This is a genomic window from Janthinobacterium sp. Ant5-2-1 (assembly GCF_001445815.1).
GTDB lineage: Bacteria > Pseudomonadota > Gammaproteobacteria > Burkholderiales > Burkholderiaceae_D > Janthinobacterium > Janthinobacterium lividum_E.
In genome coordinates, this window is sequence record NZ_LNCE01000031.1 from 1 (window position 1) to 21379 (window position 21379).

20 protein-coding genes are annotated in these 21379 nt (G+C 62.2%); 6 read left to right on the forward strand and 14 right to left on the reverse strand.

Annotated elements, in window-relative coordinates; translation table 11 throughout:
- Window positions 1–52: 52 nt before the first annotated feature.
- Complete coding sequence (locus tag ASN89_RS10805) at window positions 53–235, reverse strand: Flp family type IVb pilin (RefSeq protein ID WP_034752975.1); 183 nt, start codon at window positions 233–235, stop codon at window positions 53–55.
- A 481-nt stretch (window positions 236–716) separates the two neighbouring features.
- Here ASN89_RS10805 and ASN89_RS10810 point away from each other — a divergent pair, with 481 nt between their 5' ends.
- On the forward strand, window positions 717–1763 hold the full coding sequence (locus ASN89_RS10810; RefSeq protein ID WP_058049280.1) for a GGDEF domain-containing protein: 1047 nt from the start codon (window positions 717–719) through the stop codon (window positions 1761–1763).
- On the opposite strand, the gene ASN89_RS10815 is transcribed toward ASN89_RS10810, so the two are convergent.
- Window positions 1760–2986: an HD-GYP domain-containing protein gene (locus ASN89_RS10815; protein WP_046682074.1), complete on the reverse strand. Its 1227-nt coding sequence runs from the start codon at window positions 2984–2986 to the stop codon at window positions 1760–1762. The genes ASN89_RS10810 and ASN89_RS10815 overlap by 4 nt on opposite strands.
- Window positions 2987–3124: 138 nt before the next feature.
- Between ASN89_RS10815 and ASN89_RS10820 the strand changes: the two genes are divergently transcribed.
- Together ASN89_RS10820 and ASN89_RS10825 are read left to right on the forward strand one after the other, a co-directional pair.
- Window positions 3125–4066 (forward strand): LysR substrate-binding domain-containing protein, encoded by a 942-nt coding sequence (locus ASN89_RS10820; RefSeq protein ID WP_058049355.1) that lies wholly within the window; start codon window positions 3125–3127, stop codon window positions 4064–4066.
- Window positions 4067–4260: 194 nt separating this feature from the next.
- Window positions 4261–7857, forward strand: coding sequence for an indolepyruvate ferredoxin oxidoreductase family protein (locus ASN89_RS10825; RefSeq protein ID WP_082654523.1), 3597 nt, complete (start codon window positions 4261–4263; stop codon window positions 7855–7857).
- 36 nt (window positions 7858–7893) lie between these two features.
- Here the strand turns inward: ASN89_RS10825 and ASN89_RS10830 are convergent, their stop codons facing one another.
- The gene (locus tag ASN89_RS10830; protein WP_058049282.1) at window positions 7894–8904 is read right to left on the reverse strand and encodes a substrate-binding domain-containing protein; all 1011 of its coding nucleotides are present in this window, start codon (window positions 8902–8904) and stop codon (window positions 7894–7896) included.
- A 441-nt stretch (window positions 8905–9345) separates the two neighbouring features.
- Here ASN89_RS10830 and ASN89_RS10835 point away from each other — a divergent pair, with 441 nt between their 5' ends.
- Window positions 9346–9678: a hypothetical protein gene (locus ASN89_RS10835; RefSeq protein WP_046682072.1), complete on the forward strand. Its 333-nt coding sequence runs from the start codon at window positions 9346–9348 to the stop codon at window positions 9676–9678.
- 1 nt (window position 9679) lies between these two features.
- Here ASN89_RS10835 and ASN89_RS10840 read toward each other — a convergent pair whose 3' ends face one another.
- Complete coding sequence (locus ASN89_RS10840) at window positions 9680–10723, reverse strand: MBL fold metallo-hydrolase (RefSeq protein WP_058049283.1); 1044 nt, start codon at window positions 10721–10723, stop codon at window positions 9680–9682.
- 169 nt (window positions 10724–10892) lie between these two features.
- On the opposite strand from ASN89_RS10840, the gene ASN89_RS10845 reads away from it, so the two are divergent.
- Window positions 10893–11516 carry a TetR/AcrR family transcriptional regulator gene (locus ASN89_RS10845; RefSeq protein ID WP_046681953.1) on the forward strand — a complete coding sequence of 208 codons (624 nt, stop codon included), beginning with the start codon at window positions 10893–10895 and terminating at the stop codon, window positions 11514–11516.
- On the opposite strand, the gene ASN89_RS10850 is transcribed toward ASN89_RS10845, so the two are convergent.
- Both ASN89_RS10850 and ASN89_RS10855 read right to left on the reverse strand, forming a co-directional pair.
- Window positions 11489–12586, reverse strand: coding sequence for a WD40/YVTN/BNR-like repeat-containing protein (locus ASN89_RS10850; protein WP_152988542.1), 1098 nt, complete (start codon window positions 12584–12586; stop codon window positions 11489–11491). The genes ASN89_RS10845 and ASN89_RS10850 overlap by 28 nt on opposite strands.
- 13 nt (window positions 12587–12599) lie before the next feature.
- On the reverse strand, window positions 12600–12869 hold the full coding sequence (locus ASN89_RS10855; RefSeq protein ID WP_058049285.1) for a MoaD/ThiS family protein: 270 nt from the start codon (window positions 12867–12869) through the stop codon (window positions 12600–12602).
- A gap of 92 nt (window positions 12870–12961) precedes the next feature.
- On the opposite strand from ASN89_RS10855, the gene ASN89_RS10860 reads away from it, so the two are divergent.
- On the forward strand, window positions 12962–13273 hold the full coding sequence (locus ASN89_RS10860; protein WP_046681950.1) for a hypothetical protein: 312 nt from the start codon (window positions 12962–12964) through the stop codon (window positions 13271–13273).
- A gap of 18 nt (window positions 13274–13291) precedes the next feature.
- On the opposite strand, the gene ASN89_RS10865 is transcribed toward ASN89_RS10860, so the two are convergent.
- The 8 genes from ASN89_RS10865 to ASN89_RS28155 all read right to left on the reverse strand — a co-directional run bounded on the left by ASN89_RS10865 (window position 13292) and on the right by ASN89_RS28155 (window position 21345).
- The gene (locus ASN89_RS10865; protein ID WP_082654524.1) at window positions 13292–14962 is read right to left on the reverse strand and encodes a PQQ-binding-like beta-propeller repeat protein; all 1671 of its coding nucleotides are present in this window, start codon (window positions 14960–14962) and stop codon (window positions 13292–13294) included.
- Window positions 14963–15080: 118 nt separating this feature from the next.
- On the reverse strand, window positions 15081–15368 hold the full coding sequence (locus ASN89_RS10870; protein ID WP_046681948.1) for a 2Fe-2S iron-sulfur cluster-binding protein: 288 nt from the start codon (window positions 15366–15368) through the stop codon (window positions 15081–15083).
- A gap of 16 nt (window positions 15369–15384) precedes the next feature.
- Entirely contained in the window at window positions 15385–16533 is a 1149-nt protein-coding gene (locus ASN89_RS10875; RefSeq protein WP_058049287.1) for a Gfo/Idh/MocA family protein, read from the reverse strand.
- A 9-nt stretch (window positions 16534–16542) separates the two neighbouring features.
- Complete coding sequence (locus ASN89_RS10880; protein ID WP_058049288.1) at window positions 16543–17595, reverse strand: sugar phosphate isomerase/epimerase family protein; 1053 nt, start codon at window positions 17593–17595, stop codon at window positions 16543–16545.
- A 92-nt stretch (window positions 17596–17687) separates the two neighbouring features.
- Window positions 17688–18623 carry a substrate-binding domain-containing protein gene (locus ASN89_RS10885; protein ID WP_235501951.1) on the reverse strand — a complete coding sequence of 312 codons (936 nt, stop codon included), beginning with the start codon at window positions 18621–18623 and terminating at the stop codon, window positions 17688–17690.
- Window positions 18624–18711: 88 nt separating this feature from the next.
- The gene (locus ASN89_RS10890; protein ID WP_058049290.1) at window positions 18712–19719 is read right to left on the reverse strand and encodes an ABC transporter permease; all 1008 of its coding nucleotides are present in this window, start codon (window positions 19717–19719) and stop codon (window positions 18712–18714) included.
- Window positions 19700–21187: a sugar ABC transporter ATP-binding protein gene (locus tag ASN89_RS10895; RefSeq protein WP_058049291.1), complete on the reverse strand. Its 1488-nt coding sequence runs from the start codon at window positions 21185–21187 to the stop codon at window positions 19700–19702. Before ASN89_RS10895 ends, ASN89_RS10890 begins: the two co-directional genes overlap by 20 nt.
- Window positions 21187–21345 (reverse strand): LacI family DNA-binding transcriptional regulator, encoded by a 159-nt coding sequence (locus tag ASN89_RS28155; protein ID WP_082654525.1) that lies wholly within the window; start codon window positions 21343–21345, stop codon window positions 21187–21189. Before ASN89_RS28155 ends, ASN89_RS10895 begins: the two co-directional genes overlap by 1 nt.
- Between the last annotated feature and the right edge of the window lie 34 nt (window positions 21346–21379).

The following is a 21379-nucleotide window of genomic DNA, read 5'->3' on the forward strand; positions in this document are numbered from 1 at the left end:
GCCACCCCCCCAAAAAAACCCCGCCACTGGCCGGCCAGCGGCGGGCACCCGCTTAGGGCGTCAACACCAGGTTCGATGAAATGTCGGTGAGGACGGCCAGCAAGTTGGTCTTGATCAGCAAGAAACCGGCCGTGATGGCGGTAGCCATCAACGCCGCAATCAGGCCGTATTCGATTGCCGTAATGCCATCCTCATCCTTGACAAACTGCTGTACTGCCGACAGGAAGGTATGCATGACAAGCTCCCAAAAGTGAATCACAAGTCCCTGGCGCAATCGGGTGTGAAACATTGCCCTTTCCTGCTAATATGTTTCCTGCCGTAAATTTCTGCGCCATTACATTGACTATAAAGCGTCCACGTTTTGGCAAATTGACGCGCCACAAGTTTCCACATGGAAATTATCAAACTCTGGTGAAATGGCGGCTGGCGCAAACAAATGTTGCGATCCGGATTGAAAGCCTGCGTCAGGGCAAGTTTTTTGCAATGCGGTGCATGAATCTCATGTATTTACATGAAATATTGCATACGTTAATTGCCTATTAGGCAAAAAGACATTATCCTGCTTAGCTCTTCTTTGGAAAGGCCTCTCGCCCGGCGGTACAGAGCGTCATGCCACCAAATAAATCTTGGCTTCTTGTAGACGGACGCGAACATGCTCTTGCTTGATGCAATGCTGGTATGACGACACTTGTGTGACTACTTTCCAGAGATCGACAATGGATTCCCTACTGAAACACATGGTGGACATGACCGGGCACCGCGACCACACGATGCTCGACATCTCCGTGATCTCGGCCGTCCAGGAACTCGCTGCCGCGTCGCAGACCCGTGTGCTGGCCCTGACCACCGTGCGTGGCCAGGTGTTCGTGCGGTCGCGGGCCATCATCGTGGCGGGCAGCGTGGCCCGCATGGAAGAGCATAACGACCCTACCTTGCCCGGCGAACCGCTGTCCGACTATCCGGCCCTGGCCGCCTGCATCAAGCGCCATGAAGCGAGCGCCGACACCCTGTGCGCCGACGGCCGCCACCTGCTGTGGCTGCCCATCTGGATCGGTGACCAGGTCACCACCTGCCTGGAAATCACCAATCCCACGCCGTACACGGGCGCCACCATCCAGGTGATCGGCGGCATCGTCAGCGTGTACCGCAATTTCCAGAACCTGCTCGACTACAGCGAACGCGATTCGCTCACCGGCTTGTTGAACCGCAAGACCTTCGACGACCAACTGGCGAAAATCCTGCACAGCCGCGGCGAACCGGAAGCGGAAAAGCCCCGTCCCGTCGATGAAGAGCGGCGCCACCATACGGACACGGAACGGCAATGGCTGGCCGTGATCGATGTCGATCATTTCAAACTGGTCAACGATAAATTTGGCCACCTGTATGGCGATGAAGTGCTGATCCTGATCGCCAACCAGCTGCAATCGTCGTTCCGCTCGCAAGACCGCATCTTCCGCTTCGGCGGCGAGGAATTCGTCGTGCTGCTGCGCTCGATTACCCTGGACAATGCGCAGAAAATCATCGACCGCTTCCGCACCAATGTCGAGGCGCACGACTTCCCGCAAGTGGGCAGAGTGACCGTCAGCGTGGGCTTCGTCAGCATCAACGCCTACGAGGCGCCCGTCATCATCCTCGGCCGCGCCGACCAGGCCCTGTATTACGCCAAGAGCCATGGCCGCAACCTGGCGTGCCACTATGACGAACTGGTGGCAAAAGGCTTGCTGACAACCATTACCTCGAACGATACGGCAGAGTTTTTCTAAGCGTCTGCAAGGGAAAGAAAACGCATGGGATCGACTTGCCACTTGGCGGCCGACTCATGGCCGACGATCTTGTCGGCGCCGCCAAAGCCGAAGCCACGCGACAAATCGACCGTTTCCGGCTTGATGTAGGTCTTGCTCTTCGTACTGAAAAACACATTCACTTTCGGCGCCAGCAGATTGCTTTCGTGCGCCTCGATGACGACGGCCAGGCGGCCCGATTCCAGCATCACCATGGTGCCTACCGGATAGATACCCACGCAGCGCATGAAATCCTGCGCAAACACGGGATTGAAGTGGAATTTGCTCCACTCATAAATCTTGCGCAGGGCTTCGGCGGCGGGAATACCCTTGTGATAGCTGCGGTCCGACGTCAGCGCGTCATACACGTCGACGATGGCGGCCATCTGCGCCAGCTCGCTGATGGCGTCGCCAGCCAGCTGGTCCGGATAGCCGCTGCCGTCGCGCCGTTCATGGTGGTGCAAGGTGATATCGAGGGGAATCGCGCCCACTTCGGGCGACTGGCGCAGGATCTCGTAGCCGTCGCGTGGATGGCGCTTGATCTGGGCAAATTCTTCCGAGCTCAGGGGGCCTGGCTTGTTCAGTACGCTGTCGGGCACCAGCGCCTTGCCCGTGTCGTGCAGCAAGCCGCCGAGGCCGGCCTGGTGCGTGGTGGCCGCATCGATGCCGCGCGAGCGGCAAAACGCCACCAGCAGCGCGCATACGCTGACGGAATGCAGGAAGGTGTAGTCATCCTTGTTCTTGATGCGCAACAAGCCGACGAGGGCGCCGGGATTGCGCAGGATCGACTCCGTAATGTCTTGCACCGTGTGCTGCACGCGGTCGAGCTCGACAGCCTTGCCCAGGCGTACGTCGGCCATCACCGTGCGCACCAGGCTCGTCGCCTGACGCCGCACCTGCGTGGCGCGCGCCAGTTCCATGCCCAGCGACACGCGCGTGACCACTTGCGGCGCCGCGGCGATCTGCACCAGCTCGCGTTCCGTGTCAGCCTGGGCCTGCACCACGGTGGGCGCGTCCTGCACGTCGAGGCCCTTGCCGCTGTCGATCACCACGTCGTGGATGCCCGCCTGCATGATCTTGCGGATTTCATCGTCGCTGCGCAACAGGAAACGGTTGCGCACGAATGGATGCGTCATCCAGTCGCAGCTGAGGTCATGAATGTACATGCCTACTTTTAATTGAGACGAATCAACTTTCTTGAGCATGCTGTCATCCCACAAATACGCGGCTGGAGCACCGAAGGCGCTAGAATGAGTATAACAAAATTGTTATTCTGCTGGCCGCGTTCGGCGCTGCGGCGCAACACCCTGTTTTTTCCGCTCAACGCACCGCTCTTGGGACCCATGGAACTGCGCCAATTACGCTACTTTGTTGCCATCGTCGACCACGGCTCGCTGTCGCGCGCGGCCCTGATCCTGCACGTGGCGCAGCCGGCCCTGACGCAGCAGCTGCGCCAGCTGGAAGAGGAGCTGGGCGTGCAGCTGCTGCACCGCTCGGCGCAAGGCGTGCTTAGCACGGACGCGGGCAAGGTGTTTTACGAACATGCGCAGGCAATCCTGAAACAGGTGGCCGACGCCCGCTCGGCCGTCACGCAAAGCGCCACGCGGCCGTCCGGCAACGTCACCCTGGGCTTGCCGCATAGTATCTCCGGCGCCCTGGCCCTGCCCCTGCTGCTGGCCGCGCGCGAACGCTATCCCGAAATCACCTTGCAACTGACGGAAGAAATCACGGGCAACCTCAATGAACAGCTCAAATCGGGCCGCATCAACCTGGCCGTGCTGTTTGACGATGGCCAGCTGACCCCGTTTGCCTGCAGCCCTCTGGTGGAAGAAGAGATGCGGTTTATCTGCCGCAGCGATTCGCCGTTCGCGCCCCCGGGCTCGGCGCTGTCGTTCCCGCAAGCATTGAGCGCCACCCTGATCCTGCCGGGCCTGCAGCATGGCGTGCGCCCCCGCATCGACAGCCGCGCCCGCGAACTGGGCCTGGAGACGGCGAACGTGATCGAGATCAATTCAATCGCCATCCTGAAATCGGCCATCCTGGCCGGCATGGGCGCCACCATCCTGCCGGCCGCGCCCCTGCTGGCCGAACTGGACAGCGGCGCCATGCGCAGCTACGCCATCCACAGCCCCGTCCTGTCGCGCACGGTGGCCCTGTGCGCCTCGAAAAACATTCCCCTGACGAACGCAGGCAACGCCGTGAAAAACCTCGTGCTGCAAGTGGCCGCCGAGCTGTGCGGCAGCGGGCGCTGGGTGGGCGCGAACGTGCTCTCGCCCATGACATAAGTATTTCTTATACCCCCATCGGCAAACCATATTTGCCCCTCTTCCCCGCTCGTTCTACACTGACCACATTAACTATTTTAAATTTAAAATAGTTATGTGCCGCCCACACGCGGCCATCCCGTCTGCACAGCGCGCGCCTTACCGGGCGCGTCCCTTGTACAGCCGTCATCTGAAACACCCTTTTGGAGACAGCCATGTCCGTGACCACGGAAAACGGCTCCGCAGCGTTCGCTAGAAACGCCGGTGCCGCGCCATCTACCCCTCTTGAGCCTTCCCGTTTGACCACTGTCAGCCTCGACGACAAATACACAGCCACTTCCGGCGCCATCTTCCTGTCCGGCATCCAGGCCCTTGTGCGCCTGCCGATGATGCAGCGCCTGCGCGACCAGGCTGCCGGCCTGAACACGGCCGGTTTCATCTCCGGCTACCGCGGTTCGCCCCTGGGCGGCCTCGACGAGAACCTGTGGAAAGCCAAGAAACAGCTGGAAGCGCACCACGTGCAGTTCGTGCCCGGCGTCAACGAAGACTTGGCCGCCACGGCCGTCTGGGGTTCGCAGCAAGTCGACCTGATCGGCCCGGCCAAGTACGACGGCGTGTTCGCCATGTGGTACGGCAAGGGCCCTGGCGTGGACCGCTGCGGCGATGTCTTCAAGCACATGAACCATGCGGGCACAGCGAAACTGGGCGGCGTGCTGCTGGTGGCCGGCGACGACCATGGCGCCTATTCGTCGACCCTGCCGCACCAGTCCGACCACCTGTTTTCCGCCTCGATGATCCCCGTCCTGTATCCATGCAATGTGCAGGAATACCTGGACCTGGGCATCCACGGCTGGGCCATGTCGCGCTTTTCCGGCTGCACGGTGGCTTTCAAGGCGCTGGCCGACACGGTCGAATCGTCGGCCTCCATCGATGCCGATCCGTTCCGCGTGGAAGTAAAAATTCCGCAGGATTTCCAGATGCCCGAAGGCGGCCTGAACGCGCGCCTGTCGAGCATCCCGCTGGGCCAGCAGGCGCGCAATCAGGAAGCGCTGATGCAGGATTACAAGATCTATGCAGCCCTCGCTTACGCGCGCGAAAACAAGCTCAACCACACCACCATCGACAGCCCGAACGCCAAGCTGGGCATCATCGCTTCCGGCAAGTCCTATCTGGACGTCCTGGAAGCGCTGGAAGAGCTGGGCATCGACGAGCAGATGGCGGCCGACGTGGGCATGCGGCTGTTCAAGGTGGCCATGCCGTGGCCGCTGGAACCGGACAGCGTGCGCGAATTCGCGCAAGGCCTCGATGAAATCCTCGTCGTCGAAGAGAAGCGCCAGATCGTCGAATACCAGTTAAAAGAGCAGCTGTACAACTGGCGCGACGACGTGCGCCCGCGCGTGATCGGCAAATTCGACGAAAAAGGCGAATGGGTGGCGCCACGCGGCGAATGGCTGCTGACCTCGAAGGCGGATTTTTCCGTCTCGCAAGTGGCGCGTGTCATCGCCAGCCGCATCGCGCGCCTGATTTCCGACCCCGTCACCTGCGACCTGATCAAGGCGCGCCTGAGTTTTCTCGACGCAAAGGATGCGGTGCTGAAAAAGGCCGTGAACACGCCGTTCCGCCCCGCGTTTTACTGCTCAGGCTGCCCGCACAACACCTCGACCAAGGTCCCCGACGGCAGCCTGGCGCTCGCCGGCATCGGCTGCCACGTGATGGCAACGTCGATCTATCCGGAAATGAACAAGCTGACCACGCACATGGGCGGCGAAGGCGCGCCGTGGATCGGGCAAGCCGCTTTCTCGAAATTGCCGCACGTGTTCCAGAACCTGGGCGACGGCACGTATTTCCATTCCGGTTATCTGGCCATCCGCGCCGCGCAGGCGGCCAAGGTGAACATTACCTACAAAATCCTCTACAACGATGCCGTCGCCATGACGGGAGGCCAGCCCGTGGACGGCCTCATCACCGTCCCGATGATGGCGCAGCAAGTGGCGGCCGAAGGCATCGCCCGCATCGCGCTGGTGACGGAAGACCTGAGCCGCTACAGCGACCGCAGCAACCTGCCCGCCCACCTGACCTTGCACGACCGCAAGGACATGGATGCCGTGCAGCGCGAATTGCGCGAAGTAGCCGGCGTATCCGTGCTGATCTATGACCAGACCTGCGCGGCAGAGAAACGCCGGCGCCGCAAGAAAGGCGAGTATCCGGACATAGCCAAACGCATGGTCATCAACGACGCCGTCTGCGAAGGCTGCGGCGACTGCGGCGTGCAATCGAACTGCGTGTCGATCTTGCCGAAAGAAACGGAATTTGGTCGCAAGCGCACCATCGACCAGTCCTCGTGCAACAAGGATTACTCGTGCGCCAAGGGTTTCTGCCCCAGCTTCGTCACCGTCGAAGGCGGCAGCCTGAAAAAGACCAAGACGGGCGCCAGCAAAGCGGGCGAGACGGACAACTTCGGCCCCTTGCCGGAACCTGTATTGCCCGCTTGCGACGCGCCCTACAACATCCTCATCAACGGCATCGGCGGCACCGGTGTCATCACCGTCGGCGCCTTGATGGGCATGGCGGCGCACCTGGAAGGCAAGGGCGCGTCCGTGCTGGACATGACGGGCATGTCGCAAAAGAACGGTTCCGTCACCTCCCACGTGAAAATCGCCAGGTCGCCCGCGCACATCCGCGCCCAGCGCATCGCCACGGGTGAAGCGGACCTGATTCTGGGCTGCGACATGCTGACGGCCGGCGCGCAGGATGCCGTGTCGAAAATGCGTCCGGGCCGCAGCCTGGCCGTCGTCAACCTGCACGAGCAGCCGCCGGGCACGTTTGCACAGAATGCGGACTGGCAATATCCGACGGCCGAAGTGCGCCAGCTGATCGAGGAATCCGTCGGTGGCGCTGATGCGGCCGACTTCATCGACGCGACCAAACTGGCCACCGCGCTGATGGGCGACTCGATCGCCGCCAACCTGTTCATGCTCGGCTACGCCTGGCAAAAGGGCCGCATCCCGCTGACGGAAGCGGCTTTGCTGCGCGCCATTGAATTGAATGGCGTGGGCATCGAATCGAACAAGAAGAGTTTCCTGTGGGGCCGCCGCGCCGCCGTCGACGTGCGCAAGGTGACGCAAATCGCCACGCCGTCGCAAGCGATCATCGTGCAAATGCCGCAAAGCCTCGACAGCGTCATCAAGAAGCGCGTGGAGTTCCTCACGGCCTACCAGAACGCCGCGTATGCGGATGGTTATGCGACCTTGGTGAGACAGGTGCGCGACCGCGAAAACACCCTGGGGCTGGGCCAGAAACTGTCGACCGCCGTGGCGAAAAGCTATTTCAAATTGCTGGCCTACAAGGATGAATACGAAGTGGCGCGCCTGTACACGGATGGCCGTTTCGTCGAGCAATTGCAGCAACAGTTCGAGGGCAATTTCACCGTGAAATTCAACCTGGCGCCGCCGCTGTTCGCCAAGAAAGATGCCAAGGGCCATCTGGTGAAAGCGGAATTCGGTTCCTGGATGTGGCGCGCCTTCAAGCTGCTGGCCAAAGCCAAGGGCTTGCGTGGCGGCACCTTCGACCTCTTCGGTTATACGGCCGAGCGCAAGATGGAACGCGCGCTGATCGTCGAATACCGCGAACTGCTGGCCGGCCTGCTGGTCAACCTGACGGCGGACAACTTGGCCACCTGCGTGGAACTGGCATCGCTGCCGGAAAAAATCCGCGGCTTCGGCCACGTCAAGGAAGCGGCAGTCGATACTTACCGCAAGGACAAGGCGAGATTGCTGGCGAAGCTGGCGGATGGCAGCAAGCACGCGGCATAAAAGACAACGCAGAGCCTTGGCTCTGCGTTTTTTTTGTCAATCCGGGCAACGTCCCACGGTGGCACCTGGCAACAGCACCGGCTGCCAGATTTCCTGCAGCCGCTCCGGCGGCGTGCCGGCCAGCAAGGATTGCAGCATTTCAACCATCTTGGCGCCGGCGCGGCGCAGGTCGGGCTGGTCGATGGTGGTGACGTTGATGCCGATCAAGGTGTCTTCCACATTGCCCCAGACGATGACGGAAATTTCCTTGCCGATCTCGATGCCCGCATCCATCAGCGCGCGCACCACGCCCACGCCGGACAGATGGTTGTCGACGATGACGGCAGTCGGGCGGGGCGAACAGGCCAGCAACTGCTGCATGGCCTGGTAGCCGCTGCGGCGATCAAAAGTATTGTCGAGCAGACAGGCGGGATCGACCGGCAAGCCCGCTTGCGCCATGCAGCGGATAAAGCTTTCCTTGCGCTCATACGCAAAATGCAGATCCAGCGGTGCGCTCAGCAGTGCGATGCGCTGGTGGCCGTGTGCCGCCAGGAAAGACACGGCCAGGTCGATACCCGTGTCGTTGTCGTAGTCAAAATAGGCGTACGGCGCGTCGATGCGCGTGCGGCCATTCGCGACAAAGGGAAAGCCCACTTTCGTCAGGTAGGCGATGCGCTCATCGACCACCTTGGTGCGGCCCACCACCAGGCCATCGACCTGGCGTCCGCGCACCATGTTTTCATACGAAGGCTGTTCGTTCTGCGGCGACACGGGGGCGATGATCAAACTCATCTTCGACGCTTCGACGGCGTCGGACATGCCATTGACCACGGAAAGAAAGACGCTGTCGCCCAGGTCACTGGGCAGCAGGGGATAGATCATGCCCAGCACATTGGTGCGGCCGACGGCCAGGCTGCGCGCGAGCGGGTTGGGCCGGTAGCCGACTTTCTTGGCGGCGGCCAGGACGATTTCACGGGTGCGGGAATTGACTTCCGGATAGCCGTTCAACGCCCTGCTGACTGTCGTTTTCGACATGCCGAGGGCAATCGCGAGGCTCTTGAGATTCATGTTAACTACCTGTCTGTATGGCAAAAGAAACCAACTCTGACCGTCCATTATAGCCCAGAGCGCCAAACAGGCCGCGCATTAGCGGGCGCAGACATGGTATAAAAACAACAATACATTGACTATCTAAAAAGCAACGTTTTAAATGTGAGCACTTGTGCCTCTCTACGGCACGGCGTCACCGATGGCTGATAAACAATGCGCGGAGGCGACAGCATGTGCTCACTTCGACAATCATGCCCTCCCCTTCGGCATGCCGTCTCAGCAACACGGCGCGCGCGATAGCATTATCAAGAAAACATAATTGACTGGAACTGTGCGAGAATTTGTCCTACTCTTGATTCAGGTAAAGGTTACCGTCGGGCATGCTGCGTCTGGTGCAGCACTTGGGCCCGGGCCCTTTTCTTTCCTGTACGCCTGAACATACTTTCAAAGGTGAACAATGTGGTCACGCTAACGTCCGTCAACAACTTGCAAGCCTCGCTGGCCACGGCGCAGCGCAGGGTTGAACAAGGCCGGAACCAGGTACAGCGCGACAGCGAACAGCTGGCGCAAAGCCGCCAGCTGCTGGCGCGGGAACAGGAATCGCTGAGCCAGACGCAACGCAGCAGCCAGCAAGCGCAGGCCGACGCCCCGGCCGCTGTCAAGGCGCCGCAGCTGGACCAGGCGATCAAGGTGGCCGTGCCGCAGCAAGCCATCCCCGTCGCACCGAAAAGCACGCCCCAGCTGAACGGCTATGGCCAGACCCTGGGACGCCTGATCGACGTAATGGCGTAAATTACCGCACCATCTCTTCTTCCAGCATCGCCAGCCACCATTTTTCACCCTTCTTCGGCTGCGCCAGGTCGACCGCCTCGCCCATCTGCGGCGTGGCCAGGTTCACGCCCTGCTTGGCCGCCAGCCCCGTGATGCGGTCGAACGGTTCATGCCACGCGTGCAACCCCAGGTCAAAGGTGCCGTTGTGCACGGGCATGAGCCACTTGCCGCGCAAGTCCAGGTGGGCTTGCAGGGTTTCCTCCGGTTGCATGTGCACGTCCGGCCACAGCTTGTCGTAGGCGCCCGTTTCGATCATGGTCACGTCGAAGGGGCCGAATTTGTCGCCGATCTGCTTGAAGCCGTCGAAATAGCCGGAGTCGCCGCTGAAAAACACGCGCACGTCCGGTGCGTCGATAACCCACGACGCCCACAGGGTTTGATTGCCATCGAACAGGCCGCGCCCCGAGAAATGCTGCGATGGCGTGGCCACCAATTTCACGCCTGCAATCGTCGTGCCTTGCCACCAGTCGAACTGCTGCACCTTTTCCTTCGGCACGCCCCATTCGACCAAGGTGTCGCCCACGCCCAGCGGCGCGACGAAGTGTTCCGTCTTGGCGGCCAGTTGCAGTACGGCGGCATAGTCGAGGTGGTCGTAATGGTTGTGCGACAGGATGATGGCCTTGATCGGCGGCAAGTCAGCGATGCTGATGGGCGGCTGGTGGAAACGTTTGGGCCCCGCCCACTGCACCGGCGAGGCGCGCTCGGAAAACACGGGGTCGGTGAGGAAAAATTCATTATTCAGTTTCAGCAGCAGGGTCGAATGGCCGAGGCGAAACAGGCTGTTGTCGGGTGCGGCCAGCAGTTGCGCCCGGGTCAAGGCTTGCACGGGCACGGTAGCGGCCGGCACGGTGCTGTCCGGCTTGTCAAAGACGAATGTCCACAGCAGCTTGAGCGTCGCGGTCGTGCCCAGCTTGTACATTTCCACGGGATTACGGAACTTGCCTTCGTGGCGTTGGGGTGATTCAGCGGGCGCGACAGGCGCGGCGCGCAAGGTGCAAGAACTCATGATGATCAGGACTCCCAGAAAGAAGAGACGACGTGCGGCTCGGTGCAAGTGCATATATGGCCCGGCAAGGAATTAACAAGGATTAAATTACACTACACAGTGTAGTTCCTATTTCTGGCAAAGTAAACCAGGAGGTGTAAAATATTGTTTTCAAAGGAGATTTTCAGCCATGGCCGCACCGCAACGCCTCACCGACCGCAAGCGCGTCGCCATCGTCGATGCCGCCATCGCCGAGTTCCGCGATCACGGTTTTGATGCGACCAGCATGGACAGGATCGCTGCCACGGCCGCCGTTTCCAAGCGCACCGTGTACAACCATTTCCCCAGCAAGGACGAGTTGTTCGCGGAAATCCTGCAGCGCATGTGGGAAAGCAGCATGGCTCAGCCAGCCGTGCCCTATGTTGCCGACCAGCCCCTGCGCCCGCAAGTGCTGGCCCTGGTCGAGCAGAAAATGGAATTACTGTCCGACGCGGCCTTCATCGACCTGGCGCGCGTGATCTTTGGCGAAACCATCCATTCGCCCGAGCGGGCGCAAGCCATGGTGGCGCGCCTGAATGAGAAGGAAACGGGCCTGAATATCTGGATCCGCGCGGCGCAGCAAGACGGGCGCATCAAGGCGGGCGAGACAGTGCAAGTGGCGCACCTGCTGATGTCGCCTTTAAAAACCTTTGCCTTCTGGCCGCAGATCACCATGGGTGAGCCCCTGCTGGGCCCGGCACGCCGGCGCGAAGTGACGGAACTGGCCGTCGATATCTTCCTGTGCTACTACGGCGTGGCAAAACAGACGGCATAAACGGGCGGCAAGTGAGCAGAGATGGTCTGCCAATACTCGCCCTCGTCGCCCGAATACCAGGCGCCGCCCGTCGTCGACGCCATCAATAAACTGCGCCCATCGTCGGCCAGCGCCATCCCGTGGCGGTAGATGAGGTCGTAGCAATGCTGCTGCGGCAATCCCGCGCGCAACACTTCGAAGGTTTTCCCGCCATCGCGCGTGCGCGTGACGGCCAGCGCGCCGTCGATGGGAATGCGTAGCGCATCCGCCTGCGCCGGCACGAACCAGGCCGTGCCGCCATCGCGCGGATGCACGGCCACGGCAAAGCCGAAATGCGACAGCGGCGCCGTCGTCACTTCCTGCCAGTGCCAGCCGGCATCGTCCGAGCGCCAGATGCCGTTATGGTGCTGGCACCACAGCGCGTCCGGCGCGCCGGCGCTGCGCACGATGCGGTGCGGGTCTTGCACGGCTTCGTTTTCATCGAGCTCGGGCGGCATGTAGTCGGCCCGCATGCCCGTCGCGCTCAAGGCCCAGCTGGCGCCGCCATCGAGCGTTTGCCACACGCCGCCGCAGGACACGCCGACCAGCACTTTGTTGCTGTCGCGCGGGTCGACGCAGATGCTGTGGATGCCGGGCACGTCATAGCCACCGCCAAACCACTGCGCCCGCTGCGGCACGTTCCACAACGATTCCACCAGCTGCCAGCTGTCGCCGCGGTCGCTTGAACGGAACAGCCCGCCAGGAAGGGTGCCCGCCCACAGCACGCCGGGCTGGTCCGCGCCGCCGGCCGCCAGCGACCAGATCTGCCGCAGAGTCCAGTCCACGCTATCCGTGCTGTCTTCCGGCTTGGCGGGATAGGCGGGCACGGCGACTTCCTGCCACGCGCTGGCGCCCGCATCGAGGCGGTGCAGCTTCGCGCCGAAGTGCCCCAGGTTCAGGGCCGCGTACACGGCGCCGTCGCGGCCATCGTGCAGCAGCATGGAGACGGGATCGCCGGCGAACTGCACCAGCGCCAGCTGCGAGGCACCGGCCGCATCGACATCGAACTGGAACAGCCCCTTGCGGGTGCCGAGATAAGCGCGTTGCGGGATTGCTGTCATGGCGTCAACCTCCGGAAAGTGCCTGCAAGATATAGACCTGGCTGTCGGGCCGCAAGGCGTCATCGAGCAAGCGGCGCTCGCGGCAGCGTACCCCGTCGATGAAGATCACCACGTTCGGGCGCAGCGCGCCCTGCTCGTCGAGCACATAACCGCGCAGGCGCGGCTGCTGCGCAAACGCGGCATCGAGGGCGGCGCGCAGGCGTGGTGCATCGACGTCCACCGTGGGAACGTCGAGGTAGCGTGCCAGTTGTTGCGTAAAATGCAGATGCGCCATGCTGCCCTTCGACGTCGTCGGCCTCGACTCATTCTAGTCCGCTTTGCGGCCAATACAATTAAAATAGCGGCAAGCACACAAGGAGGCCAGGCATGACAATTACCCCGGAAGAACTAGCGGTGCTGATGCAGGAAGTGGAGGTGGCCGATCCCATCGACTTTGCCGACCTTCCCTTCAACGAGCAGGAATTGCGCGGACTGATCGCCAACCACCTGTGCGAGATGGCCGACGCCATGGAAAGTTTCAGCCCGGAAGACCGCAATCTGGCCTTGCTGGCCGTGGCGGCCAAGCTGGTGCTGGAAAACCTCGTCTTGCACGTGCAGCTGCTGCGCCGCCACGGCTTGCCCGTCAGCGACAGCGTGGATGCGCTGCTGCAGCGGCTCAAGAGCCCGGGCAAGCCCTAGCCGCCGTGCGGCAAACCGCTACTGCAGGTTGATGGCCGTCACCCGCGACATGGCGTTGCCGTTGTCGCTCACAGAACGAATGTAGAGCACGCCATTGCGCGACAACGCCAGCTTGCCGGTAAGCCGGAAAGACCAGACGGATTTCTGACTGGCCAGGTCCAGCGCATACGTCCCCTTCTGGCCGGCAACAAACAGCAGCTTGTTGGTAACGATCAGGTCGCCGCCAAAGCGTTCTTCCTTGACTGCGGACAGGGGCCAGCTCCACAGCACGGCGCCCGTCGCCAGGCTGCGCGCTTCGAGCGACGCCGTGGCCTGATTGCCCACATACAACACGCCCTGCGCCGCTACCGGCTGCGTGGTGAACTGGCCATTGACGCTCCAGCGTACCTGGCGGCTGTCCGTGTCGACCAGGGTCAGGCTGTTGTCGAGCCCATACCCGATGGAAAGACGCTGGTTCAGCAGCAGCACGCTGTGGGCATCGGCCAGCACGGGTGCCTGATACAAGCTGCTCCTGCTCAAGCCTGCCACCACCTGTCCCGGCACGGCCACGCTCCATTGCTGCGTGCCATCGGCACGATTGAACGCGCGCAAGGTGCCCGCCGTATTGCTGTACACCGTGCTGGCATTCACGGCAGGCGTCCACTCGTCGACATTGCCCAGCCTCGACAATCCCAGGCTGGTGGACCATAGATTCCGGGCCGTCGTCGACTCCGCGCCGATCACGTCGTTATTGCCGCCGACATAGACGTTGGCGCCAGCCAGGGTCGGCGCGGTCAACGGCGAGGTCGCCGTCAGGATGCCGTTCGTCTGCGGCTGCGTGGCGGTGGCCAGTTTCACGCCGCTCACGGCGTCAAACGTATGCACGCTGGCCACCCCCGCCATCGCCAGCCGCGTGCCCGACACGCCAGGTGCGCTCAGTGCGCCATCGAGCGTCTGCGGCGTGCGCCACTGCTCGCCGCTGTCGTGCTCCGACAGGGCCATCAAGGTATTGGTATAGATGATTTTCTTCGCATCCTGGCTATCGGCCGCGGATTGCTCCAGCGAAAAATAGACGAGACCATTCGCGGCCACGGGCGGGCTCACACGATAAGCTTTTTCTCCACCCGCGTATTCCCACGTCCAGCGGCGCGAAAATTTGCCGGCATCGAGATCGACGGGCACCAGACCCGTGTGTACCGCGTTGCCATTCGTGCCTTCCCAATCTGCCGCACCGGGCAACGCGGCCAGGGCCGGCATATTGCCTTTGAGTGGCGCCACCACCACCTTGTATGGCATGCTTTCAGGCAAATTGTTGTATTCGAATTCGAACACATTCAGGGGGGACAGCGTAATCCTTCCCGTGTAGGTGCCGGGCGCCAGGCCAGGTACGGGCTTGAAGGTAATGCGCCAGCTGTTGTCCGACAGCTTCTGATGATCCGATATCTGGAAAACGGTCACACCGTTCGCGTCGGTAGCGCTCCACAGCGGACGCTCGGCCAAATCGCTGCGCACCACCACGCTCACGTCGGAACAGGTTTCACCGGGCGCCATGTTGCAGTTGCTGCTCACTTCAGACAGTTGCAGCACGTGACGGTCTTTGAATCCAAAAATTCCACCGCCACCGCCACCGCAGCCGGCGATGGACAGCAGCGCCAGCATCAGGGCGGGCAGCGCGGCAGCGCGATATGGTCCTTGCATCGTTATAGTCATGTATCTTCCATGTTCGAGCTTTCCAATCCGCCACCATGGCAAGACTTAAAGCCCATCGACTCTTTTAACATGAAAAATTACAAAAAATATCACACATTCTCACCAGCGCAAGGCAACCTCAAGTGGAACGCACGGCCCGCGCCTGCACCGTGAGGTCGCTTTCGGCCACGGCCACGCAGGGCAGGATATAGCCGTCGAGCCGTTCATCGGGGCTGATGCCGGGCCAGTCCACCGTGTAGCGCACCTGGCCCGCCGGCATGTGGCACAGACACGTGCGGCACGTGCCATTGCGGCAGGAACTGAGCAGGCGGATGCCAGCCAGCTCGGCGGCGGCCAGGATGGTCGTGCCCGCCTCGGCCGGGAATTGCCAGCCTTGCGGAACGATAGTGATGGTGAAGGAGCGCATGGCTCCAGTGTAACAGTCAGCTTGCCAAGGTCGTCCAGCTGGCGCCATCCGCATGGCTGCGCAGCACGGCTTCCGCAAAGGCCAGGCCCGCCACGCCATCGGCCACCGTCGGCAGCCAGCCCGCTTCCCTGGGCGCAGGCAAGCCCGATTGCAACGCGCGAATGCGCAAAGCCGCATCCAGGTACAGCTGGGCGAACGCTTCCAGATACCCTTCCGGATGGCCGGCCGGCACGCGCGTGGCGTGGCGCGCGGCGGCGCTGTCGACGCGTCCCGGACGCAACAGCTGGCGGTTGCCGCCCTGCGGCGTACACCACAGTTCATTCGGTTCTTCCTGGTCGAAATCCAATTGCGCCTTGCTGCCGAACAGGCGCAAGCGCACCGTGTTTTCGCAACCGGTCGCCACCTGGCTGGCCCACAACGTACCCTTGGCCCCATTCGCATAGCGCAGCATCACCTGCACGTGGTCGTCCAAGGTGCGGTTCGGAACAAACGTCGACAGTTCCGCCAGCACGGCCTGCGGGGTCAATCCGCTGACGAACTGCGCCAGGTGATAGGCGTGCAAGCCCACGTCGAGCAGGGTGCCGCCAGGGCCAGCTTTCAGTGGGTCGTTATGCCAGTTGCCCTCGTTCATGCCGCCAGCCGCAATCGCATCGGCCAGCCAGTCCTGCGAATACTCGACTTGCACGAGGCGCAGCTCGCCGATCTCGCCCGCCTCGACCATCGCTTTCGCGTGGCGCAGCAGCGGGTAGCCGCTGTAGGTATGCGTGAGCGCAAACAACAGATTTTTGCGTTGCGCCAGCGCCGCCAGCGCCTGCCCTTCCGCCAAGGAAATCCCCAACGGCTTGTCGCAGATCACGTGGATGCCCGCTTCCATGAACGCCGTGGCGACGGGTGCGTGCAAATGGTTGGGCGTGACGATGGCCACGGCCTCAATGCCGTCCGCGCGTGCGGCCTCCGCCTGCGCCATGGCGCGGTAGTCGCTGTAGCAGCGCTCCGGCGCCAAGTGCAGCGCGGCGCCGCTGTCGCGCGCGCGGTCCGGATCGGACGACAGGGCGCCCGCCACCAGTTCGTACTGGTCGTCGATGCGCGCCGCGATACGGTGCACGGCGCCGATGAATGCACCCTGCCCGCCCCCTACCATGCCCAGCCGTAAGCGTCGCTGCATGTCGTTTCCTTATTTCAAGCCAAGCAAGTGATGGATTTGATCCTGGTCAAAAGCGCTGCCGGCGAAATCGTCGAACGCGCGTTCAGCCACGTGGATGATGTGCTCGCGGATGAAACGCGCCCCTTCGGCCGCCCCGTCCTCGGGATGCTTCAGGCAGCATTCCCACTCCAGCACGGCCCAGCCCGGGAAATCGTACTGCGCCATCTTGGAAAAGATCGCCTTGAAATCGATCTGCCCGTCGCCCAGCGAGCGGAAGCGCCCGGCCCGGTCTTGCCAGTCGGCATAGCCGCCATACACGCCCTGGCGCCCGTTCGGCCTGAATTCCGCATCTTTTACATGGAAGGCCTTGATGCGCGCGTGATAGATGTCGATGAATGCCAGGTAATCGAGCTGCTGCAGCACGAAGTGGCTGGGGTCATACAGAATCGACGCGCGCGGGTGGTCGTTGACGGCGGCAAGGAAGCGCTCGAAGGTCACGCCATCGTGCAAGTCCTCGCCCGGATGCAACTCATAGCAGAGGTCGACGCCGGCCGCATCGAAGGCGTCGAGGATGGGCAGCCAGCGCTTGGCCAGTTCGGCAAATGCCGTCTCCACCAGGCCGGCCGGGCGCTGCGGCCACGGATACAGATACGGCCAGGCCAGCGCGCCGGAAAACGTCACATGCGCCTTGAGGCCCAGGCGCTGCGAGGCGCTGGCCGCCCACAGCAGTTGCTGCGTGGCCCAGGCCGTGCGGGCCGCGCTGTCGCCACGCACGTGCTCGGGCGCAAAGCCGTCGAACAGCGCATCGTAGGCGGGATGCACGGCGATCAGCTGGCCCTGCAAGTGCGTCGACAATTCCGTCACCTGCAAGCCGTGGCGCGCCAGCAGGGCTTTCACGTCGTCGCAGTACTGCTGGCTGCCGGCTGCTTGCTCCAGGTCGAACAGGCGCGGCGCCGTCGGCAGCTGCAAGCCCTTGTAACCCAGGCCGGCCGCCCATTGCGCCAGGTGCTCGAGCGAGTCGAACGGCGGCTCGTCGCCGAGAAACTGGGCCAGGAAAATGGCCGGGCCCTGGATGGTTTTCATATCAATGTCCTGTTAGATAAAGCCGGGGCAGACCCTCAATGCCGCTAGCGCAAAGATCATTGCTAACGGGCGAGGGGGTCTGACCCCAGAATTTAAAAAGGCGAGTTCGGAAAGTAGAACTGCTTGGCGTTCTCGCGCGTGATCAGCACCGATGGGATGATGGTGTTGGCCGGCAATTTATCACCTTTCAGGCGCGCTTCCGTCGTCAGCTTGATGGCGTCGTACATGAACTTGGGCGAGTAGGACACGTCGGCCACGATCAGCGGGTCGGAGCCGTCCATGATCTTTTTCACGGCACCCTTCGCGCCCGCGCCGCCGAACACTTGCTTGATGTCCTTGCGTTTGGCTTGCGCGATGGCTTTTTGCACGCCGATGGCCATGTCGTCATCGGCGGCCCAGACGGCGTCGATCTGCTTGAAGCGCGTCAGATAATCCTGCATGACCTTGAAGGCATCGTCGCGGTTCCAGTTGCCATACTTGGCGTCCAGCACCTTGATCTCGGGATGGCCCTTCATGACGGCGCTGAAGGCATCGTAGCGCTCGTTGTCCAGGGTGGTCGGCATGCCGCGCAGCACGACGATATTACCCTTGCCATTCAAGCTTTTCGCCAGATACTCGGCCGGCAGCTTGCCGAAGGCCGTGTTGTCGCCGGCGATGTAGGCATCCTGCGACTGCGTGTTCGTCAAGCCACGGTCAACCACGGTGACGTAGACGCCCTTGTTTTTCACTTGCGCCACGGGCTGCGTCAAGGACGCCGACTCGATGGGGAAGATCACCAGGGTGTTGATCTTGTTGACCGTCAACATGTCCTGCAACTGGTTCGCCTGCTCGGGTGCCGTGGCGGCCGTCTTGACGATGATTTTCAGCCCCGGATGGGCTTTCTCAAGTTCCGCCTTGGCCTGGTTCGCCCACCACACGATGCCCGAGGTAAAACTATGCGTGGCCGTGGGGATGGCCACGCCGACCACCAATTTCTCGGCAGCCTGCGCACTCGGCAGCGCCCACGCCTGCATCACCAGCACTGCCATCCCTGCTACCCGTATAAAGCTCTTCATGCTGCTCTCCTCCAAGGTTGTGGGCGCCCATTGGCTGCCCATTCAGAACGCCGCCATGTTTTTATTTGCGGCCTCGCTGCAGGAAGGCGACGGCGATGATCACCACGCCTTGCACTGCGGCATTCAGGTAGACACTGATGATGCTGGTCAAATTCAGAATATTGCTGATCACGGACAAGAGGATGGCGCCGATCACGGTGCCGACGATGCGCCCTTCTCCCCCCTTCAGCGCCGTGCCGCCGACAACAACGGCGGCGATGGCTTCGAGTTCCCACAGCAAGCCCGTCGTCGGCGTGGCCGAGCCCAGGCGCGGCACGTACAGCACCGTGGCGATGCCTACGCAGACGCCCAGCAGCATGTAGGTGGCGATCTTGACTCTATCGACATTGATGGCCGCATAGCGCGCCACTTGCTCGTTGGAACCAATCGCCTGCACGTGGCGGCCAAAGGTCGTGCGGTTGAGGATGATGGCGCCGGCCGCCGCGACGAATAAAAAGATCCAGATCGGTATCGGCGCGCCCAGCACGCTTGTGTAGTAGACGGGGCTATACAGCTCGGACAGGGTGGCATCCAGGGTCAGCGCGCCGCCATCGGCCAGGTACGTGAGCACGGCGCGGAAGATGCCAAGCGTGCCCAGGGTGACGATGAACGGTTCGATATTGCCCTTGCTGATCAACAAACCATGCATCAGGCCAAAGCCGGCGCCCAGGACCAGGGCCATGGCGATGCCCAGCACCAGCATGGTGATCGGCGCCAGGTCGCCGCCTGCCCCTTGCGCCAGCGCATTCATGAAATAGATCATGCAGCCGGCGATCAGGGCCGCCATGGAGCCGACCGATAAATCGATGCCGCCCGAGATAATCACGAAGGTCATGCCGACGGCGATGATGCCGATGAAGGCCGTGCGCGTGAGCACGTTCATCAGGTTGTCCAGGGTGGCGAAGTCGCCATTGAGCAAGGTGCCCGCGATGCATAGGGCCAGCAGGCCCAGCACGGGGCCAAAACCCTTGATGCGCGCGCCGAATTGGGCCAGGGGGGATACGCTCGTATCAGTGCGTGCCGGTTGCATGGGCAATCAACTCCTCTTCAGTCAGGTGGTCAGCAGACAGGGTGGCTTGCAAGGTGCCGGCGCGCATCACGGCGACCCGGTGGCACAGGCCAATCAATTCGATCAATTCGGATGAAATCACGATCACGGCGCGCCCTTCGGCGGCCAGGCGGTGTATCAGGAAATAAATGTCGCGCTTGGCGCCCACGTCCACGCCGCGGCTCGGCTCGTCGAGCACGACGACCCGCGGGTCCGAATGCAGGTATTTCGCCAGCGCCAGCTTTTGCTGGTTGCCGCCGGACAGCATGCGCGCGCGGCTGTCCAGGTCGCCCGTGCGGATATTGAAATCCTCGACGGCCTTGGCCAGCGCCGCTTTTTCCCCGGCCACATCAAGCCATGGCCGCGCATAGCGCTCCATCGTCATCATCGTGAGGTTTTCGCGCAAGCCCAGGTTCACGTGCAGACCTTTTCCCTTGCGGTCTTCGCTCAGGTAGGTCATGCCATGCTGCATGGCTTGCTTGGGGGTACGGATGTCCACGGGCTGGCCATTGAGTTCGATTGTGCCCGCGCTGCGCGGACGCAAGCCCAGCAAGGCCTCGAACGATTCCGTGCGCCCCGCGCCCACCAGGCCCGCAAAACCCAACACTTCACCGGCGCGCACCTCGAACGACAGCTCTTTCGCCCAGCCGGGCACACACAAGCCGTCGACTTTCAGGAGCACGGGCGCGTCCGACGCCAGCGGTGCTTTCGCCGGGAACATGTCCGACAATTCGCGTCCCACCATCAGGTTCGCCATCTGCTGGCGCGTGAGGCTAGCCGTCGGTTCGCGCGTGACGAAACGCCCGTCGCGCATGACGATGACCTCGTCCGTGTTGCGCTCGACTTCATCGAGCTTGTGGGAAATGTAGAGGATGGTCACGCCATCCGCTTTCAGCTGGGCCATGACGGCAAACAGGCGCTGCGTTTCCGACGACGTCAGGGTGGCGGTCGGTTCATCCATGATCAGAAAGCGGGCGCGGCGCGACAGGGCCTTGGCGATTTCCACCAGCTGTTTCTCGGCGACGATCAGGTCGCGGATTTTCGTGTCGGGCGACACGTCCAGGCCCACCTGTTTCAGGTAGCGCGACGCTTCTTCCTTCATGGCGGTCTCGTCGAGCAGCCAGCCGCGCGTTTTTTCGTGGCCCAAAAACATGTTTTGCGCCACCGTCAGGTGTTCGGCCAGGTTGAATTCCTGGTGGATCAACACGATGCCGGCGGACTCCGCCGCGCGCGAACTGGCAAAACGCTGAGGCTGGCCATCGATCAGCAACTGCCCTTCGCTGACGGCTTCATAGCCAGCGAGGATTTTCATCAGGGTCGACTTGCCGGCGCCATTTTCGCCCAGCAAACCATACACGCGCCCCGGCGACAAGGTAAAACTGACGCCATGCAAGACGCGCACGGGGCCGAAATCCTTGCAGACCCCTTCGAAACCGACGGCAACGCTCACTACACGGAAGCGAGCACCTTGTCACGCGTGGGCGCCCGCACCCCCGCCTGCTCGTTCATCACGCGCGAGACGGTGGCCACCGACACGCCCGCATGCGCGGCGACGGCGCTGATGGAGACGGTTTCTGTCGGCAAAGGAGAAGGAAGGGCTGCTGGCATGGCGCTTTTCAACAAAATGTAATCGATTACATTT

Coding starts and splice junctions, on each gene's coding strand:
- ASN89_RS10820 (WP_058049355.1), top strand. CDS start 3,125: ATGGAACTGCGCCAATTACGCTACTTTGTTGCCATCGTCGACCACGGC.
- ASN89_RS28155 (WP_082654525.1), bottom strand. CDS start 21,345: ATGCCAGCAGCCCTTCCTTCTCCTTTGCCGACAGAAACCGTCTCCATC.
- ASN89_RS10860 (WP_046681950.1), top strand. CDS start 12,962: ATGACAATTACCCCGGAAGAACTAGCGGTGCTGATGCAGGAAGTGGAG.
- ASN89_RS10805 (WP_034752975.1), bottom strand. CDS start 235: ATGCATACCTTCCTGTCGGCAGTACAGCAGTTTGTCAAGGATGAGGAT.
- ASN89_RS10840 (WP_058049283.1), bottom strand. CDS start 10,723: ATGAGTTCTTGCACCTTGCGCGCCGCGCCTGTCGCGCCCGCTGAATCA.
- ASN89_RS10870 (WP_046681948.1), bottom strand. CDS start 15,368: ATGCGCTCCTTCACCATCACTATCGTTCCGCAAGGCTGGCAATTCCCG.
- ASN89_RS10885 (WP_235501951.1), bottom strand. CDS start 18,623: ATGGCAGTGCTGGTGATGCAGGCGTGGGCGCTGCCGAGTGCGCAGGCT.
- ASN89_RS10845 (WP_046681953.1), top strand. CDS start 10,893: ATGGCCGCACCGCAACGCCTCACCGACCGCAAGCGCGTCGCCATCGTC.
- ASN89_RS10830 (WP_058049282.1), bottom strand. CDS start 8,904: ATGAATCTCAAGAGCCTCGCGATTGCCCTCGGCATGTCGAAAACGACA.
- ASN89_RS10865 (WP_082654524.1), bottom strand. CDS start 14,962: ATGACTATAACGATGCAAGGACCATATCGCGCTGCCGCGCTGCCCGCC.
- ASN89_RS10810 (WP_058049280.1), top strand. CDS start 717: ATGGATTCCCTACTGAAACACATGGTGGACATGACCGGGCACCGCGAC.
- ASN89_RS10825 (WP_082654523.1), top strand. CDS start 4,261: ATGTCCGTGACCACGGAAAACGGCTCCGCAGCGTTCGCTAGAAACGCC.
- ASN89_RS10875 (WP_058049287.1), bottom strand. CDS start 16,533: ATGCAGCGACGCTTACGGCTGGGCATGGTAGGGGGCGGGCAGGGTGCA.
- ASN89_RS10855 (WP_058049285.1), bottom strand. CDS start 12,869: ATGGCGCATCTGCATTTTACGCAACAACTGGCACGCTACCTCGACGTT.
- ASN89_RS10890 (WP_058049290.1), bottom strand. CDS start 19,719: ATGCAACCGGCACGCACTGATACGAGCGTATCCCCCCTGGCCCAATTC.
- ASN89_RS10880 (WP_058049288.1), bottom strand. CDS start 17,595: ATGAAAACCATCCAGGGCCCGGCCATTTTCCTGGCCCAGTTTCTCGGC.
- ASN89_RS10815 (WP_046682074.1), bottom strand. CDS start 2,986: ATGCTCAAGAAAGTTGATTCGTCTCAATTAAAAGTAGGCATGTACATT.